The sequence below is a fragment of the Candidatus Melainabacteria bacterium genome, from assembly GCA_003963305.1.
In the GTDB taxonomy this organism is placed as follows: domain Bacteria; phylum Cyanobacteriota; class Vampirovibrionia; order Obscuribacterales; family Obscuribacteraceae; genus PALSA-1081.
Map to the genome: position 1 here is coordinate 1 of RXJR01000009.1, position 19,837 is coordinate 19,837.

9 protein-coding genes are annotated in these 19,837 nt (G+C 49.2%); 2 read left to right on the plus strand and 7 right to left on the minus strand.

Going from position 1 to position 19,837, the window contains the following annotated elements; all coding sequences use genetic code 11:
- The 5 genes from EKK48_10105 to EKK48_10125 form a co-directional block, all read right to left on the minus strand.
- On the minus strand, positions 1–188 hold a 188-nt coding region (locus EKK48_10105; GenBank protein ID RTL42338.1), incomplete at its 3' end, for a transposase.
- Between the two features lie 294 nt (positions 189–482).
- Positions 483–893: a DUF4102 domain-containing protein gene (locus EKK48_10110; GenBank protein RTL42339.1), complete on the minus strand. Its 411-nt coding sequence runs from the start codon at positions 891–893 to the stop codon at positions 483–485.
- A 1,399-nt stretch (positions 894–2,292) separates the two neighbouring features.
- Positions 2,293–2,949: an RHS repeat-associated core domain-containing protein gene (locus EKK48_10115; protein RTL42791.1), complete on the minus strand. Its 657-nt coding sequence runs from the start codon at positions 2,947–2,949 to the stop codon at positions 2,293–2,295.
- Between the two features lie 1,480 nt (positions 2,950–4,429).
- Positions 4,430–12,592, minus strand: coding sequence for a LysM peptidoglycan-binding domain-containing protein (locus EKK48_10120; protein RTL42340.1), 8,163 nt, complete (start codon positions 12,590–12,592; stop codon positions 4,430–4,432).
- Between the two features lie 24 nt (positions 12,593–12,616).
- Positions 12,617–15,286: a hypothetical protein gene (locus EKK48_10125; GenBank protein RTL42341.1), complete on the minus strand. Its 2,670-nt coding sequence runs from the start codon at positions 15,284–15,286 to the stop codon at positions 12,617–12,619.
- Between the two features lie 558 nt (positions 15,287–15,844).
- Between EKK48_10125 and EKK48_10130 the strand changes: the two genes are divergently transcribed.
- Together EKK48_10130 and EKK48_10135 are read left to right on the plus strand one after the other, a co-directional pair.
- Positions 15,845–16,393: a hypothetical protein gene (locus EKK48_10130; protein RTL42342.1), complete on the plus strand. Its 549-nt coding sequence runs from the start codon at positions 15,845–15,847 to the stop codon at positions 16,391–16,393.
- Positions 16,394–16,432: 39 nt separating this feature from the next.
- Complete coding sequence (locus EKK48_10135; GenBank protein ID RTL42343.1) at positions 16,433–17,611, plus strand: hypothetical protein; 1,179 nt, start codon at positions 16,433–16,435, stop codon at positions 17,609–17,611.
- Positions 17,612–17,726: 115 nt separating this feature from the next.
- On the opposite strand, the gene EKK48_10140 is transcribed toward EKK48_10135, so the two are convergent.
- Together EKK48_10140 and EKK48_10145 are read right to left on the minus strand one after the other, a co-directional pair.
- Entirely contained in the window at positions 17,727–18,107 is a 381-nt protein-coding gene (locus EKK48_10140) for a hypothetical protein (protein RTL42344.1), read from the minus strand.
- The gene (locus EKK48_10145; GenBank protein ID RTL42345.1) at positions 18,107–19,447 is read right to left on the minus strand and encodes a hypothetical protein; all 1,341 of its coding nucleotides are present in this window, start codon (positions 19,445–19,447) and stop codon (positions 18,107–18,109) included. Before EKK48_10145 ends, EKK48_10140 begins: the two co-directional genes overlap by 1 nt.
- Positions 19,448–19,837: the final 390 nt, after the last annotated feature.

Sequence of the window (19,837 nt, forward strand, 5' to 3'; positions counted from 1 at the left end):
TTTTCTTCTTCCAGTGATTTCATCTTTTTGACTTCACTGACCTGCATGCCACCATATTTCGAGCGCCAGTTGTAAAATGTTTGCTCCGAGATCCCGTGCTTTCTGCAGAGCTCGGAATTCCCAATCCCGGCCTCGGACTCCTTTAGAATGGCTATGATCTGCTCTTCTGTGAATCGGCTTTTCTTCATGCTGACGTCCTTTCTAGCGCTTAGTCTAGATTTGTCGGCTGTCAGCTGTAAACTTCTTTTTGGACCTAACATCGGGGTCACATCATGGCAGCTTCCTTACGCCTAAGTCCTGTAAATAATAGAAGAAGCAAATAGTCCCTTATACTCTGGTTGCTGAGTTTGGTTACTGCATGGTACCAAGCGGGCAATTTATGATCGGGCACTACAGTTTGGCGCCTCCGCTCTTGATACCATCGCCGGTTCTGCGAGAGTCTCCTGACCGGATTTTGCAAAATAATCGGGTTTCCTTCAACCTCATAATTTTGCAGCAGCGAAGTTCAAAAGTGCGCCAAGTATATGCATCACCGTATTCGCCTGTGCTTCTCCTGAGCTACCTTGCCTGGTCCGCTTGCGCAGCTCAATATGTCGCTGCTCAACCATTTCTCTTGTGATAGACACAACCGGCAAATCTAACCAGTCTCCCAGGCAGCGGGAGACCATGTACCGGTACGAATGAATTGTGTTCGGTCGGAGATTTCGTACTGCGAGGTATTGATCGAGGACTTCCTGAAGCGTTACGCCAGAAACCTTCTTCTTTTGGCGCTCATAAATGGGATCTTTACCAGCAGCCATCATAGCTTGCAGCCTGCGTGCTTTCTTCCTTGCCGTTACTACGCTCAGAAGACCGTGTTTGCCGAGCGTGAGTCTGCTGGCAACACCATGGATTCTCGCTTCGACAACATATGTCTTACTACCCGGCGTAAACTCTCAATCCAAAGCCAGGTAGTTTGTCGTCGCGAAAGATTACCTGTCCCCGTTCAGGATATGGAATCTCATTTACAAACTTTTGAGTCAGTTTCGGCATTTTGCCTTCCTTTCCATTTATGGGGTAGTTTGGAAAGTCGTGTCGTCACTATGTCGACAAATTGAAAAATATTCGATCACGCAAAGCGGCATCATTCGAAGCTCCCGAAGGGTTTTGCTTCACGCTGAGAACTGACTCGCACACATTAAGTGCACAAGCAGGTAGCAGTGAAAACCGCTGACAGTCGCGTTTAATACAGCGCCAGGCGCTTCCACCATCTTGATGCTATTTGGGGAAACCGTGTGCGCCCGGACAACATCATGTTGGCTGGCAACACTTCATAAGATTCCGACATTGAGGTCAGGTTTGGTCGATTGGCAGCCTCAGGTGTTTGACCCCCAACAGCTGAATGGCGTTGAGCAAGCGTCTCAAAAAAGTGAAGAGACAAACGTCTTAATATCTGAAGAACATTGGGGAGCAGGTCAACAAAACTCGAAAATTTAAATCGAGATCGCATAGATAGGTGAAGAGAATTTGACGAATACTAACTTCATCTGTTCATCAATAGATCGTATTTAATTCCGTAAGTTGACCATGGGTAAGCCGCTTTGTTGCTGAACTGACTGATCCAAACCTCAAAATTCGGCGGCAAAGGCTTGTACCAATAACTTTGGCGAAAAGTACTGGCTTTAGGTTCTGGTTTCGGCCGAGCCCAGTAAGAGTCGTAGAAGTGGACCGTGTGCTGCTCCGCCTCATATTCTAGCCGTGCAATTTCCAACACGAAATCACTTTTGGTCAGTTTCCTTGTCTTTGCGGCAAGCTTAGCCTGATTGAAAGCTTTTCCATTGCGAACATTAAACAACTCGAATATAACGCGCGCGCAAATAAGCTCCCCATCTAGCAGCCTCCCGTCATTTGTTGTTTTCAACACTGTGACAGTTGGAGGCTGACCTGGTGCTCCCAGCGTGTACGAGGACAAAAAGTTTTCATCACTACTAAGAAAATTTGAGTCTCTCCAAAAAATCCTTGAACCAACATATTCACCAGCAAACTGTCGGACGATCCAGTTGTAAACTGCTTGCCGTCTTCTTAGCAAAGGAGCCGCCCTTGGTCTATCTTTCAAAAATTTCTCGACTTGCTCTCGCCCATGAGCAATGTCGGCTTCAGTTATGGATAAGCTATATGGACACATCTCAACGATTGCAGAATCTGCCGAGCGTGAGCTGTGCCATGGAAGACAAAGCATTAACAGAGTGCTGACTATACAAACAATCTTCAGTAATTTTACTGCCATGAACCTTATCGACTTGCTTTGTGTCATTACGGCGTAATCAAGATCGGTGGCAAAGTTGGGTTTCCGCTAGATGGAATCGTATTTGGAGGAGGACCATAAACACTATCCATTGTTCCATACATAGGAGTTGCAAGAAGCCGCTGTAAGCAAAACAACGGGCGCCCAGGAACAAAAAACGGATCAAAAAGGGCAGGTAGCGGTGCTGGAAGGAAGGGGCCGCCTGTCGGATCATTTATGGGAGGCAATGGATAAGGTATTGGAAATTGAGGACTGTCTGGCGCGCTCGGTGGAGGTTCAACAAGTGAAGGAGGAAGCATAGGGTTCGGTGCAGCTAAGCCAGCGCCGCCGCCAGGCGCCAAACCTGAGCGGTCAGAACGATTGATTGAATTATTTACGACATATTGATATTGATTTATTCCTCCATCTTCTCCTATCGGATCTCTGCTGATCCACCTTCCCAGTCCGGCGCTAAAGGCTCTGAATGTAGCTAAACTTAGGCCACTTCTGAGGTGACTGTAATACCCCGCGTATCCGAAATCAGATGCGACCGTCTCGCTCAGCTTCGTCATTCGCCCGTAAGGATCAAAAACATACTCAGCTTGGACACCCCCTGTGTTGTCCGTCATCTCTCGAACGGAACCGAGGTGATCACTGTCGTAGAAATACTTAGTGACACTGTTCATTTGCCCTCTAGCGAAGAATTTTTTCGTCAACGCGCCTGAGCCGTCTCTCTCTTCACTTGGCTGAAAGGGTCGTTTCCTATCCGACGCCCAAACAAACTGTTTGGTACTCGTAACACTTCCAGCCGTCGTTTCCACAATCGAAACGTTCCGGCTCAGTCCGTCATAGCCAAATGTCGAATAATTATTCGTCCCCGGATAAGTGATCTTGATCACGAAGTGGTATCGATTTCGGTGACTCTTCGCGTGCTAATACTCTAAGAACTTTTCAAACTTTACAGTAAACTTTATAACGAGTGTCGATGGTATCAATTGGAAAAGATGAAATTTGCCGAATCGGAGCAAAAATGCTGCAATACTTGCTGGCATTGACAAAAGAATATCTGAGTACAGGAAAAGGTTTTCTTCAGACACACTTTAAAAACGGAAGTAGATGCCGTTTGGATCAGATCCTGATGGCTACGCTTCGTCATTATCTTTGCTCATGTATAACCTCTAGTCGAACACGGAATCTGATATTGTTCCACACCAAATTGTGCGCTGCTCCTGGCTCCAATAGCATCGTATACTTGTCTCCAGTGCGAGTCAGAATCTTCAACTTTGGGCACGCCTTGAGTGGAATACCATCAATGTCTTGATCGGAAAATTCTTCATCACCAACAAACCAACCGCATTCCAGTATTTCTGAATAACGTAATGCGAAGATGCATTCATTTCCAGTCCCGTAAAATATGCGTCTCGATGAAAGTAGGAGCCAATTGTCTTGATAAAGCGAAGCAATCAGAAGCTTTTCACCGGGTTGCACGGCTATCAAGTTGCTCAGTCGCCGCTGCTTTTCGTGCCCAAGGTTTTCAAACTCTGTAGTGCTTTCGGACATCGGTTTTGACTTGCGAAAATGTGCAAGTTGTCTGCTCAATTTGTATTGTTCCGTTCCGGTTTCAAACACAATTGGTCCTCTGTTTACTAAAGCTTAAATACGACAGTTATATTCAAGCCCCCCAACTCACCGGCTCCCGTAACAACACCGCCGTAACGATTGAGCAGGCTATTTAGCATACTAAAAAAGTTTCCAGCCTCAAAACCATTCTGTCGAACAAGTCGGAACCGATGTGACGCTATGTAGAGCCCGGGGCGCCTCACAGCGAAAGCCAGTGAGGTCACCAATTACCGCAAAGTCCGATTGTTTAGGCTGGCACACTGCAAGGTTTGTCGATAGTAAGCAATCGACTGTATTTAAAAGCCCCGCACAGGTGCTAAGATGTCAAATATGGGAAAAGTAACCAGGTTGGTTTTAAGAGCTTGTTGTTTGCTTATGGCATTGCCACTCGCGATGGGACTCATCTATGTTAGTGGATGCGTCTTCGGGTTGGGGGGCGTGATTGGGTTGCTCGTTCTAGGTAGCCTAGTCACATGTCTGTTTATCACCCACAAACCCGAAACAGATCAGCTCAGTTGATTCAACACTCTGGACACGACTCATTATTCAATAAGCTGCTTGAGTGAAGGCACACGTGGATCCGCATCCAAAAACTGTGGCAATTCCTCCAATATTTGGATGCCCCCCGACGCACCATGCGTGCCTGTTGAAATCGTTGTTATCCCCGGCATTTCTGCGACACCAGAGGCAGCCTCTAACATTATTGGCCCAATCGTTATCACCACTACAAATACAAACGCATTGTTCAGACACCCCAAGGAATTGCTCCTGTCCGTACTTCATACAGGGTGAATCAGGCCCGGTCGGGGGCAACGGATGATTCCAGCAGCAATCCGGTGCTAGGCCAGTGGGATCCAGCATATTCAGTGGTCTGTTATTTACGTAAGCATAGAGATTTTGAGACCCACCAATCTCATCTACAGGATCTCGGCTTAGGAATCTCGCAAAATTGGCACTGTACAGCCGATGCAATGGAATCGACAATCCACTGCGCACATGAATGTAATATCGTGCGAATGCATAAGTTGCTGGGATTGCTTCTTTAAGCGTAATGCTCTGACCGAAAGGCGCATAAAGATATTGGGCCTGGATATTTGCAGAGGTGTCAGTCAATTCCCTAGTAGAACCCAGGTGATCCTTGTTATAGAAATATGAACTCGTCAAATTCAACTGTCCGCGGTTGAAAAATCTTTTGGTCAAAGACCCAGTGCTATCGCGCTCTTCACACGCAGAGTTTGCTCGCAATTTATCACCAGCCCAAACAAACTGCTTAGTGCTAGTCACTGAGCCTGCAATCGTCTCCACAATCGAAGTACTCCGGCTGAGCCCGTCATATCCAAAAGTCGAATAGTTATTCACTCCCGGATAAGTGATCTTAATCATCCGGTTCTCGGCATCCCAAGAGTAAGTATTGGTGCCGTCCGAGGTCATGTTGCCGTTCAAATCATAAGTAAGATTTGAGCTAGTGGCGCTGTTCACGGACATCGCGTACGGGTTTGTTTTCGTGTTGCTGCTTCCGTCTACAGCGGTAACCGATGCGAGGCTTGAACCAGACGGCAGTAACGCGTTGCCGGAGAAACTCTGTGACCAGGCGAGTGTAGCGGCATTATTGACGCTAACACCGATACCTTTTAACGTTGCATCGGCATTGATCAGCGCCGCCAGCGATTTTGCGATGCTGGTTAGCGTGTCTCCGGCGACAACCGTGTACGTGATATTTTTCAGCCCGCCTGAAAGAGCCGGGTTGTGCGGCGTAATGGTCACGGTATTGCCGGTCGTGACTGTGCCTCCGATGGCGATTGCAGCTGAGCCGCGACTGGCGTTTGAGACTGAGACCGTCTCCGTTCCGCTTGAGCTGCCAGTGTAATAAGTAAAGGGCAGAAGCGTAACCACGTTTGCTGCCGAAGTAGCCTGCAGCCCAATCGCTTGCAGCGATGCATCCGCATTGACAGCATTTTTCAGTGCGGTGGCAATCGTCGTCGTTGTGTCTCCACCAGCCACGGTGTACGAAATAGTCTTCTGTCCGCCCGTCAGACTAGGATTTTGCACCACAATCGAAGCGACATCGCCAGCAGTCACTGTGCCAGTCACGGTGGCAGTCGTGCTCTCATCTGCAGCTTGAGCAAGAGTTATGCTCTCAGTGCCGACCGAGCTGACCGCGGCAGAAGCTGTAAATGGATCGGGCTGGTTACCATTAGTCTGAAAAGCGCCCAAGCCATATTGCGTGCCGCTGATTACAAGATTATTGTAGAGTGCTGCAATATTGGCATTTTGAAATAAAGCAGTATCCAGTCCTGCCGCAATCGCGTTTAAATTGTCGCCCGGTTGTACTGTGTAAGAAGCCGATTCTGAGCCGTTTTGCAATCGCACATCAGAGACTGTCAGGGTTAGCACGTCGCCAGCAGTTGGCGTTCCACCCACCGTGTAGACCTGGTCTGGTCCGAAAACCCAAACGCTTGGCGTATAAGCGACAGTGAATGTCTCTGTCGGAGTCTTATTTGTACTTGCAGTGAAAGAGGTGCTAATCGCTGGCAGCGTGGAGCGAACATCCAGAATCGGCGTTGCCAGAGTCGCTGATGATACTGGTTTGTCCGTGTCTCCTTTGAAGAAAGTCGCGCCTCCTGCAGCAAGGCTGGTCAGTTCGTTGACGCTGTTATAGGTCGATTGCATGACACCAATGCCCGTGCCCAGAGAAAGGGTTTCAGTTGAACCGGCGCTCTTTGATGTTGCGTAGGTGGTCAGGTTGGGAGACAGAGACTTCAAGCTGACGACAGTAGAATTTGCCGTTGCTGTGATGCCGAGACCAGACAAGGTTGAGTCGGCATTTATCGCTGCTGCCAGGTTTGTCGCGATCGACGTCAGCGTGTCAGCCGCAACAACGGTATAGCTGACGGATCTAGGATTTGTTCCCAGACCAGCATCGTATACGGTGACCGTGAGCACATTGCCCGTGGTTTTTGTGCCGCCTATGGCAATTACTTGCCAGCCATACTTGGCTGGAGCAATCAGCATGCTTTCTGTGGCAGTGCTGTTGAAGCTCTGACGGTAGGTTGTCTGATTAGGAGACTTAGACTGTAGAGTTACAACTACTCCACTTGCGCTGGCGCTGATGCCGCTGTTTTGCAAGTTTGTGTTGCCGTTGACAGCAGCAGCGACTCCGGTTGCAATCGTCGTTAAGGTGTCGCCTGCAAGTGTCGTGTACGAAACAGCTTGCTTGCCGGAAGGCAATCCCGCATCAAAAGCTGTCAGAGTTATCACGTCCCCTGTCGTCTTGGTTCCCCCTATGGTGGCAAGCTGATTCTGGTTCGGGTTGACGAGCAATGATATCTGCTCTGTAGCCGCGCCGCTCACTGATGATGTGTAACTGGTCACGTTAGTTGAATTGGAGGTGACCGAGACAACCGCTGCGGCGGATGTTGCAGTCACTCCTAACGTAGTCAGGGCAGCACTGGCGTTAATGGCATTTTTCACCCCGGTGGCAATCGTCGCTAGCGTGTCTCCAGCCAGAGTCGTGTAGGTGACTGACTGTTGCCCACCGCTCAGTGCTGGGTCTTTGACTGTTATCGTGATCACGTCACCGGTCGTTTTTGAGCCGCCGATTACGATGTTTTCCAGCCCGTTTTTGAATATTCCAAAACTGATCGTCTCTGTTCCGGTCACTGACGATGTGTATGTGGTGATGTTGTTCGAGGCTGACTTTATGTTGACATATGTGTTCGTGCCGTTGGCATTGGCGGTGATACCAGCTGTGCGCAAAGACGAATCATTATTGATTGCGGTGGCTAAGCCCTGAGCAATCGTCGCCAGCGTGTCTGCCGCTAAGACAGTATACGAGACAGCTTTAGAACCGCCGCTGAGAGCCGGGTCGAAAGCTGTAATCGTCAGAACGTTGCCGGTTGTTTTGGTGCCGCCGATGCGCGCGGTGCTGACGCTGTTCATTTGCACAGCGGTGCGATTCGAACCGGCATCGTAGGCGTAATAAAACTCCTTAGCAAAAGGGGCTTGCGGTGAACCAGAGCCAGCCTGAGCACTAGTCAATTGTCCTGCGGCGTCGTACCCCAGGTTGTAGAAAAGGTTGCCGCCATTTTGCTGCTGCTGCCACTGCGTAATCTCTCCGGCTGAATCATATTGATAATTGAACTGCGAGAGCATACCGCCGGTCGGGTTCAAATTCGAGATCTGTTGCAATCTCTGATCGCCGACGTTCGGGTACCACGAAAAATTGGTGACCTGACTGTTTGGATAAGAGATCGAGGCGAGCCGGGTGGTTCCCTTCGATGAACCGGTGACATTGTCCACGTAGGCATAATTGAAGGTACCGAGCGCGTTTGCCTCTGCAGTGATTCTGCTCATGGCATCGTACGACCAGGTGATCGAGTTGCTGGCACCATTAATGGAGCGATTTGTGGTGCGACCCAAATTGTCGTAGGTGTAGGAAATATCCGAATTAGGAATCACATCATTGTGCACGAGCGCAAGCATGCCACCGCCAGTAATGGGCGTGCCAAGCGGAACTATGTAATTATTGTAGGTGTACGTATACGTGCCCCAGTCCGGCTTTTTGACGCTGGAGAGACGTTTGTAGTTTGTATCCCAGGTATACAGAACTGGCGCTGTCGCATTCACGGCATTGCGATAGCCAACTACGTTTTGCGTGTCGTCCTGATTGAACATGTAGACGGTCTTCTGGTTAAGCGCGTCCGTTTTGGTTCGAAGCCTGGCAGCGTATTGATCGTAGTTGTAATTAACGACCGTTCCATCGGCATAAGTTTTTGTGATCGGATGACCTTCAAGATCATGGTGCCACTGAGTTTGATGCCCGGCAGGGTCAGTCAGTGCGGCGAGCGAACCACAATTGCACCAGGTATAGACTGTCTTTCTTCCAAGCGGATCGATCTGATACGCGTGCCGCTGCATATTGTCATATGCGTCCTGCGTCCATCGCCCGATGCGATCTTTCTGCAATACAGCATCGAGTCGGTCGTAAGCAATCTGCTCGGTAGATCCATCTGGATAAGTTGTTTGAGTCAACCGATTGGCATTGTCAAATGTTGATATAACGGTATAGCCTTCGGAATCCGTTGTTTGCGCTAATCTTCCATAGCTGTCGTACGCAAAGGTGGTCACGTCATTGCTACCAGGGAGAGGTCCGTCAATCTTTGTCAGATAGCCGTAAGTGTTTGCACCCAGCGTGATCGTTTCTGTCGCTCCTCCGCTGGTCGACTGCGTGTACGTCGTCACGTTGACAGAATTCGATTTAAGGGTAATTACCGTGCCGGCCGCCGATGCTGAGACCCCGATTGCAGAGAGACTTGAATCGGCCGTGATTGCCGCAGCTAGTCCTGTCGCTATTGTCGAGAGCGTGTCGCCAGCCAAGACTGTATAATTGATTGCTTTCTGTCCGCCTGCCAGCCCGGTATCATGCACGGTGATCGTCAGAATGTTGCCTGTGGTCTTTGTTCCCCCAATGGTGGCACTACTGGTGCCTGTATAGGTCATAGTTGTGACATTGCTGTTGGCGTCTGTCACCGTGAGGAGCTGCTCCAGGCTGTTATACGTGTACTGCGTGACGCGCCCCGAGCCATCCGTATATGTAAGCGGGCGGTGATGCGAATCATAGGTCCAGCCACCAATAAAGAAGTTGTTTCCGTTTTGTGTCTCAGTAATCTGGGTCAGGTCAATATTGTTACCGGCATATTGATACGTAAAAGTTCGATTAGCTGGGTCAATCATCTGAGTGACTTTGCCGATCGAGTTGTATTGATAATCAGTAGTCTGATTGGCTCCATTCCTTACCGCAGACAAAGTCAGAACTTCAGTAGATCCATTAAATACTTGCGGGTTTGTTGTAACCCATTCATAAGAGGTGATTCTCACTGCTGTGCCGCTGGCAGTAGCCGTGATGTAATGTGCGGCAGCAGTGCTATTGGCGTTGATATTGTTTGCCAGTCCCGTTGCCACACTGGCTAAAGTGTCGCCGGCAGCGACGACGTAATTTATGTCCACCGCACCATAAAAGCGAATGGTAACAGTATCGCCTGTGGTGGTTGAACCACTGACGGTGACCGTCGAGGTCTGTTTCTGCGCCGATTTGACGGCAACGCGTTCGCTGGTTCCATTGTTCCACTCCTGGAACTGCATGCCACCGGCAGCTTGTGAATTGTCCGAGTTTAGATATATGGCTGTTCCAACTGCGATAGCATTCACACGGCGAACCTGCGTCCATGAATCATTGTTGATTGCGTTGGCAAGATTGCTGGCAATCGAATTCAAATTATCCCCAGCTGCGACCGTGTAGGTGGTCGTGTGGGCGGAGTTGAAGCTCACGCCAACAAGATCACCAGTATTAATAGTGCCGCTGACGGTGGCGACGTCCGTTTGCGGACCGACTGAGCGGGTTACCTGGCTGGGTTTGTCTATGGATCCCTGATAGTTTTGACTGGACTGATTGGGATAGAAATAATTTGTGATGCCTGATTCAAGCGGATTTTGCATATACTGCGGTGCTTGACCGATCTGTGTGTTTGATGGATCAAATACCCAGCGCATAATCTGGCAATGCGTGTAATTCTTGTTAACGGGGTCCGAAGGATAGAGTGTCGTAGCTTCTCTATTCCAGAAGTAAGACAATTTCGGTTCAGCCAGCCAGCCCTCCAGCACGCTGGTCGTCTGGTCAGGATAAGTAACGCGCAGCCCTGCAGCAGGAATGCCGCTAACAGAACCCGGAGTGTAGCGCATGAAACTCGTCGTTCCATATGGCGTATTCATCGACGTGATGAACGTCGAACTCGTGTCGTAGATAAACTTGCTGGTCAGGTTGATTACGTCTGTTATTGCGATCAGGTTGGTATTGCTGCTGTCATAAGTGAAGCTGCAGCTGCGCCCGAACGGGTCCGTGATTGTCGAAACTTTGTAGAAACCCGAATTCCCTACTGTGTTCGATACATAGCTGAAGGTTGACACCTGCCCTATATAGTCGGTAACTGTCGTGATGCGAAAGTTCGCATCGTACTGCACAAGGATGGAGTTGCCCTGCGCATTTATCTCCTTGGTCATGAACCAGTTGCCGTTGGTGTCCTGCTGGTCGAAAACCTGCACAGATCCGTCAGGCAAGCGGCGCTCATAGGCGCTGCCGGTGTTGACCATGACTGCTTGAGTGAGCGGATTTGGCGGGTAAACTCCGCCGCTCAAGGCTGCCACTTCGCTGCCACCATCCGGCAAACGAACTGTCAAGACAGAACCGGTTCCTACTGTTAAATAGCCTCCGTGCGAGTACTTCCAGTTTGGCCCGAAGTTCGTGAAAGTAAACGTGCCGGGTTGGTTCGTCTCATCCTGATTGTAGTTGAGACGAAATTCCACTCGTCCTAGCGGTGAATCATAACTAAGCGGCGTATCGAAGATGTTGACGCAATTCTGGGGATACCACAACTGCGTTTGAGCCATGCCGCCACCACCGCCACCAAGATCGCACGAAGGACATACAGGCGTTGGTGGATGCATCGGATCCCGTCCGTGATCCAGAGCAACACCCTTACCCCAGACCTTGGCACCTTCTTCGGTGCTGACTGCGTTCCAACCGGCTGGCAGTTGACCGGCTGGTAACAAGAAATACCCGTCACTCTCGGCGGTCAGGGTTTTCTCTGATGCCACCATTGAGCCAGTGCGACCAAAAGTCGGATCCTTCAGTTCATAGCGATCGCCGTCTTTCTTCGTCAGCGCGCAAAAGTGGTTCAGCCGCCAGTGCATGATTGAAGGCACCACAAGCGGTGCATTACCAGTTCTCTTTGCCAGCTGTAATTTCAGTCCAGATTTGGCGGCAAGCTCTTGCACTTGCACCATATTCGTTCCCGCACTACTTGAGTTCGCATCTTCTATTAGTTTCGTGCGTTGCAGGCAAGGTTTATCCTTAGAGAGGATGGCATCTATTGCGTATGGTCCGCATTTGAATGACTTTTCGGGCTGAGTCCGCATCAGACCCAGTTCCAGCCTGGCATCCTCCATCAGCTGTTCGTCCGAACCGAAGAATCCGCGCTTGTCCACTTGCTGCAGCAGATCCGCCAATTCTTTAGTGCGGCCTACATGCGCAATTAACTGGCACAGAAGAGACACGGAGCGATTAGCGACAGCACGTTGTGCAGCACCTGTTTCATCTTTACTGCGATTCCAGGCCGCTTCAAGCAAGTTGAGCGCTTTTGAAATATTTGCGGTGTCATAGTCCAGAAGTGCCATATTCAGCTCGACTGCCGCACGCCAGCGCGAGTTTGGATATGCATCGATAAATTTCTGTAGGTCGCTTAAGTCTTCCGGGTTTTTCCTCTGGTGAAATGCAAGCAGTGATTTTGCCAGCGCCTCGTTTTCACCTGTGATCTTTGCACCGCTCATCGCTGCAAGCGACTCAGGCAATACGTGCGCCGCAGAGATCTCCAGATCCGTTGGATGTTCTGAAAACGACAGTCGCGGGGTGAAATGTCTGACTTCACGTGGACCGGTTTTAACATGCACCGGTGTGTTAGTCAGAGTTGGCTGCTTCTGCTCCGTTGAATGCGATCCATCAACGCGATTGACTTTGACCGTCATCGGGGACGGCACCGTCGAACAGTGCTCGGCAAATGCAGCCGGTGTCAACACACTTGAAGAGAACAGCGCAATCGACATCATTGATGCGATATAGCGTTTGACTGCTGTTGCCCCAGGTACTGCGTATCTCATTATTCGTTGTCTCTTTTGTGTTGACTAGCGCTGATTGTTATCTTGAGGAATGCTCTGGTTTGGCAGTTGCAAATCAAGCTGCAAGGGAGTGCTGGTGGCACCCGGTGCCGGATAGTTCGTAGAGTCGAGCGTATACGTCGCCGAAGTGACAGCACTTTGCACACCTTTGTTTACGGCTATTGCTTTCAGTGTTTGCGTGAATTTGATAAGAACCGGACCCGAATAAACGGGCGAGCTAGTCGTTGGAGTGCTTCCGTCCTGGGTTATGAAGAAAATTGAGTCTGATGGTCCTTCAATAGCCACCGTTGCCGGTGCTGTCAGTGTCGATGTTCCAATGCTGAAGACAGGCGCAGGCGCCGAGTTAGCATTCAGAACCTGGTTCCGGTTGATCAAGTACGCCTCAATCGCTGCGCGCTCGGCAGCCGTGACGCCCCGATTAAACAGCATCAGTTCGGCAATTTGACCTATGTAATTGTTGCCACCGCCGCTTCCCTGACCAAGAAAATTATTCGACCTCGTCACATTGAGCAGATTATTTAGTGACCCCTGCGCCTGTTGCATCGAATTCGTATAGATAGTGCCCGATGCCGCGCCGTTATGAACGGCTTCTAGCAGCTGAAATTGATTCAGCGTCAGCGCACTTGACGCCGTAACACTCAGAGGCGACGAGCCATTGTATGTATACAGCGCGGCGCCATTCGTGGACGGCTCTTGTAGTTGCAGATTGTTTGCGGTCGCACCATTGCCCAGGTCAAGAATTCTCGCACCGGCTGTAACAGAAGTCGGTTTCAAGATCGCAAAAATTGAAGCTCCAGCTGTGAAATCTGAAAAGCCCGCTGGTAGGGCAAAGAACTGAGACGCACCAAATGTAATTGCCGGTAATCCGTTCACCGAATTTGTGCTGAATGTTGGTCTGTTGCCAGAAACTGTCTGCGTAGCATTGTTTCCCGAGCCGGAACAATCGTCCCACTCCGAAACACTGCCACTTCCGACCACGCCCTGGTCAGATCTTAGCCAGAGCGACAGCCCATTTCTTGGCACACCGGCGGTGGTCGGATCGACTGTAAATGTCGACGTCAACACGGGACTGTTGTTGAAGTTAGGCGCTATCGCCACTGCCTTCACAGTTTGAATGTTATTCAGCACAATCGGATTGGTGCCGAACCATTGAGAAGTAGAATTTGGAACAGTCCCGCCGCTGGTGGTGAAAAATACTGTCGCATTTTGGTCCTGTGTTGCAGTCACAGTTTGACCTGGAGCAACAACTGCATTCGTAATAGATAGTGTTGGAGTGTCTAGAGTCGGCGCCACGCCTACTCCATACTTACTCAGGATGTAAGCCTCAACCATGCCTCTTTGAGCATTGCTGACATTGTTGTAGACAAGAATCTCTGCAATGCTACCGCTAAAGATGTTTGTCGCTCCCACTCCAGCTCCGATATTGCAGGTGTTTCGCGTCGTGTTGGCAAGATTCTGCATCGTCGTGCTTTGAACTATCTGACTGCCGTTCACAAAAATCGTGCCAACGGCTGTGCCTGCTGTTACGCCTGGCACCAGCGTCTCCTCTAGCAATTTATATTGGGATGTAGAAAGTGGGTTGGTGGTTGTAGTCACGGTACTGCCCGTGGTTCCGGCAAATGACGAAAGAGAACCCTGCGTGCCGACCGTCTGCGCAAAAATTGCATCCGCATTAGACGTATTTGAAAAAGACACCGGAGTGCCAGTCGCCGACGTGCTCGATGGTTTCACCACAACAAAGATCGAAGCACCATTGTTCAGGTCTGCATAATTTGCCGCCAGGTTCAGGTACTGAGAACCACTGAAATTCACCGCCGGTTGTACGCCGTTATTCAGAACACCCGTCACCAGAGTCGGTTTCAGCCCGGCAGTCGTCTGGGTGGCATTGTGCCCAAACGAACTGGAATCTGCCCAGCTGGAAATTGCCCCTGCCGAAGACGTGATTCCTAAATCTCCCCTTAACCATAATTTCAAGTTACTGCTTTGTTGCGGCACCGAAGTCATCAAAGAAACGTAGTCCATTACCCCGGTATTCAAGGCTGACGTAGTGCTGTACGAGGTGAAGCCTGTGTAATACAGATTCGGCATGGCATTGGTTTGCGTGTAACTGCCGAGCAACGTCATATTCTGCGGATCTGATTGTGAATAATAGGCGCTGATCGTGTCGCCGTTTTTTGCCAGTCGCACATAGACCGGCAAAGTCACCGTCGGTCCTGTAACGGTGGTGACAGATGCATTGATAGTCGGACGGTACTGAAATGAGACTGTGCCGCTGACAGTTACACCGACTGATGCCATAGCACAGCTCTGGCTGATATCCGACTCGCGTATCATCAAGCCCGTATACGCACCGCTCGTCGCACTGCTCTGGCTTGTAATGCGTCCGCGAATCTCTGTGTTGCCTGAACTTGTCGTCCTGGCAAATGTCAGCTTGTCAGCTATGCCGGACCCCGAGCCCCCGGTGGAGTAAGTAGGCGGTGTGACGCCTGTATTGAGAGCGAAGGTACCAGGTGTTGGGGTGTAGCCTATGTCGGCGACAGTAAACACCTGCGCCTCAGCTGCTGTCACTCCGATCAGCAAACAAGTGCAAGCAGCGATCCCGCTGACAAAAATGATCGCAAACCGACTTATTACAGTCCTGAGCACTGAATAAATAATTCCGCTCGTCCAATGCATGAGCGCTTCCCCACCGCTGAGTGAATTCGCGAAAGTTTAGCAGAAGAGTCCTTGCAGAAAATTCGTGACAGTCCAATAAATCGCATAATTTTATCTTCGCGGTTTTGCCTGAATTCTCGGTACTTGCAAAATGGCTTTCTGTCTTACTCCTGGACCAGTTTGACTAAAATCAGTCTATAAAACGGAGTTGCCATTTAGCTATTTAGTGTGACCGCAAGTAATCACAAAGAGTGATCGTCATAACCATCTCGATGAGCGATCAAAGACAAGCTTTGATTAACGCTCAACAGGCGTCCCGTGGACGTCTCCATCGACGTCATGGCAATGTCGCCAGTTGACGACCTTCACTTTTGCCGCTCAGATTAAAAGCAAGATTAAAAAAGTGTCGTCGATTGTCGATGTCGATTAAATTCGACACGCCGACGATTCTGACGATTCTGTAATTTCGTGAGCTGACAGACTTTTAGGTGCTTGCCTGTTAGCCCGGTCGTAAACACTCCTGTTTTCAGACTCTACAGGCCCAGCCTTGATAAAATGCCGAAGTACCCAAGGACGGACATGACATTGACACTACTCTGGAGCGGTAAAATCACAGACGACACCGGCATGCTGGCGCTGGTCGACCCGGTTGCATACCAGGGATTCATCGACAGGGACTGGACCTACGAACAGATAGTCGAGCGGTTCCGCGAGGCTATGACACTCAGGCAACTACTTATCTGGGAAACAGGGTTCGAAGGAATCTGGAGGGTCCGCATCAGCGACGATGATGACAGATCTCGCGAAGCCGCCCAGGGCTTTCGCTCGATCACAGGACCCATTCAAACATCAGGTACACTTTACCTGGTTAACTACGAAACACTGTCCATGGTGGCACAGTTTGAAGACGAAAGAATAGATAGCCCCGGCAAGCTCCGATTCTGCTTAACAGTCAAGCCGGATATCTACAATGTGACGATTGTGCAAATGTTCAATCCCGATGCGCAAACAGATGACCCGCCCGCAGTCGACCCGCCTGCAGTCGACTTCAACATTTATCTCCAGTCCGCTTCCCAAACCGAAGCGGTTGCCGATCCCTGGAACGGCATCGCCTGGTGTCGCCAGTAATGCCGTTCCCAAATCCGATTATTTCCCGAGCATATTGACTTGATTAAACGCCCGCAACTCCCAGAGAAAACCACGTCCCGCCTGCTAATCGGCGGTATCCTCCTTCAACAACTTACAGGCACTGCCTCACTCGCCGCTGAACCCCAAACAAAAGTTACTGATCAAGTCAAAACTCAGAACATAATTACTAATCGGGATACCGTTACTAATCCCGGCACTAGTAAGAATCCAACTACCGGCACTAATCCGGTCACAACTCCCGGCACTAATCCGGTCACAACGCCCGCCGCTCCCACGAACACCCGCCGTCTCGTACAGGATAATTCTGACGCATATAAAATCGAAACAGCCATCTCAGACGTTTATCACATTTTGTCCACTTGCCTGATCGGACCACAAGGACTTCAAACTCTCGAAAGAAACAGACAAAGACTTGATTCCGATTATGAAATTATTTCAGAAGTCAGTTGCACGTCCGAAGTCCTACAAGACTTCAAGTCTGCCGAACAGTTGATACAGCAAGGTGCCACTGACTATCAGGATTGGCACAATGCCCAGAAAGTACAACAGGGCAATGAACTTATGCGCAAGGCTAAGGAACTGCTCTACGCTGCCGCCGCACTGCTCAGAACTCTTCAGCCACTGATTGACAAAGAGGTGAAGGAGAAAAAGAAACCAGCCGTCATTCCATTACAACCTCAACCACAACCGAAGAAAGAAGAAAAATCGGACGATGACGACGAACCTGTTCCACTGCCACTGCCACACAAAACTGACACAGGCGATCAAGATTGCCCGGCTCCACACTTTATGGCAACAACATCATGGACTCTGGACCTGAAGAAACGCACCTTTACTCCAACTACACAAAATTATCGAGACATATTTTTCAGACAGTACCCGCAGCTGGCTCCCTATGCCAGTATCATCGAGGTGCACCATGCTATAGAACAGTCAGTGCTGAACAATTACCCCGGCTTATTTTCCAGCGCAGAAGTGGTCACGGATATTCGCAACCTGCGAGGCATCTGCGGAAGCGGCCGAGCCCTATTGCATCGCAGCCAAATGCGCCTGGCATGGAACGCCTTCTACAAATCCCACCCCAGAAATAAAACCACTCGCCTGGACATCATGAAAGAATGCCAGCGACTGGATACTCAGTACGCTTACTTCTTTTATCCTTACCTGAACCAGAGCCTGCAACCAAAGTTACCGTAGTAAGAAGCACATCAATCATTAGAAGTGCTCATCCACTGACGAACATATTCAGGTATTCAAAATCATCAACTTATCAGATCTAACAAAAATAACTAAGATACATTCAGAGCAACATCTAAGGAGCTAAAGAAGCTGCAATAGCCAAAGACTGATCGACGATCGTCAAAACCTGGTTAAGTACCTCGAGTGCCTTTGCTAAATTCACAAGTTGTTGCATCATTTCGTTAATCTGTCCCACACTTTCTGCCAATTCACTCGATGCTTCATTCACCTTGTCTGAATTTTCTTCGATTATTTCTCTTGAAAGCGCTTGGATACGCTCATTTGCTCGTTCTGCGCGTTCTTGATAGCGGTCTTGCATCTCCTCAGGCACGTCGATGTTATCCGAAATTGCTTTGCAAAAATCAAAGCACCACTCCAATCTGTGCAACATCTGTTGTTTATTGTCGCCCTCAATATCTTCGTACTTTTGCACCCCGGCCAATAAGTAAGTCATCACTTCACCTCAGCTTTGAACAGCGAATTGCTGTTATCAACATTTCTTTTGAACTCATTTGCGGCTTCCACATAAAGCCTTAAATCACTGTCCAGTTTCGTCCAGCTCTCTTCATCCTTTTTTGTTCGTCCTTTCTTCTGGGCTAAGACATTTAAATCATTTTCTACTGCTGCCAGCCTTTTAAATACTTCCGCTCCCGAGACCGCCCGTGCTCTGTCCACCTGCAACCGACTGGTTGCAAAATCGGCAAGCATACTCTGTCTTAGATCGCCGTCTTTAAGCAGTTTGACTAGAGCATCGTCATCACCTCTTGCGCTTGATTCCTGCGAAGAGAGAGCTGTTGTCAGATGACGATTGATCAACTTTTGAAAATCACTTTCTACAAATCCAGTCGCTGTTTTGATACTGACCGACGAAGCATCAACAGAACTAGCCAATCCAAGTATAAGTTCTTGCATCGGGCCATGACAAATCCTGATGGATTTTTTGATATCTTCTAGCTGCATTTTATCGATTGCCCAATTACCAACTATTTGTGCGATTCCCGACACGGGACCGGCAATTGCTGCCACTGATGAACCGTTTCCTTTTAATTTGTCTATCTCGCCGGCCACTTTGGTGACATTGTCCTTCAGTGACGCCAGTTGATTCTTAGCGTCATCTACAGCTGATGTAGTGGAGATGGATGCCAGCGCTTTACTGTATTGAGAGACAATATTGATGGCATGAAGATGAGCTTTGATGGCTTCATCACTGTAAAGACTGCACAAACCAGTTTGCCTGGCAATCCGTTTACCTTTATCAGCTTTTGATTTCTCCTCATCTTTCAATTTGCCAGTCATCAACAATGTGATGTATCCCTTCTCTCCCGCTTGCACTTCAACAACATCCTTATCACTAGTATCTCCATCACTTGCATCATTTTTACTACTCTGCACGAACACTGACTGATCATCGGTTACTCCACTTTGACCCTTTACACCACTTTGACCAATTTGTACTTCAACAGCCGAGTTTTCCGTCATCACAAACGCATCAGGATGAATTTTCAGATCCTGGAAATAGAGCATTCTATGCGCATCATTCGCATTTATAAAGTATGCCGTCAGTGCTTCTGTGAGTGTCTGATTGGCAGCATCGTAAACGGCGAGATTACTTTTGAATTGGTCCAACTGGCAACCGGTCAGTGTTGAAACCACACCAGTAAACAATACCCCACACTTGACTGCAGACCGCAATCCATGCGTATTTTTCCTGCCTGCGCCAGACTTACCCTCCTGAAAGAAAGGTTCTTTTACGAATTTTGCATTACACTTCGAACTCAAACCTGTTACTTTCATATAGTCTCTCCAATCTGCCGAAATGTTTGACGCCTTTTAAAAACGCCTCCCAACCTCGCTTAAGCTTGTGCTTAAGCCGCTCATCACACCCAGTTTGTTTGGTTCCAAGCGTGCCAATTGACGCTCCCAAAAATATCTTTGCCGCTACCAAAACTTCAAATCAATTGATAGCGACTGATAACGACAGCTATCAGGTCGCTCTCGAACATCAGGAAGCAACAATCTAACTTAATCAGTTCAACCAAGCCAAAAGCAAGCGATATCAAAGCCGCTTGAGCAGGACAAGAACAGAAGACTCCGTGACCGATTATATAACAAGAACGCGTCACTCTCAATCTTTCACTTTTACAAGTCCTGTTACTTGGATCCTATCAACACAATTGATTAATC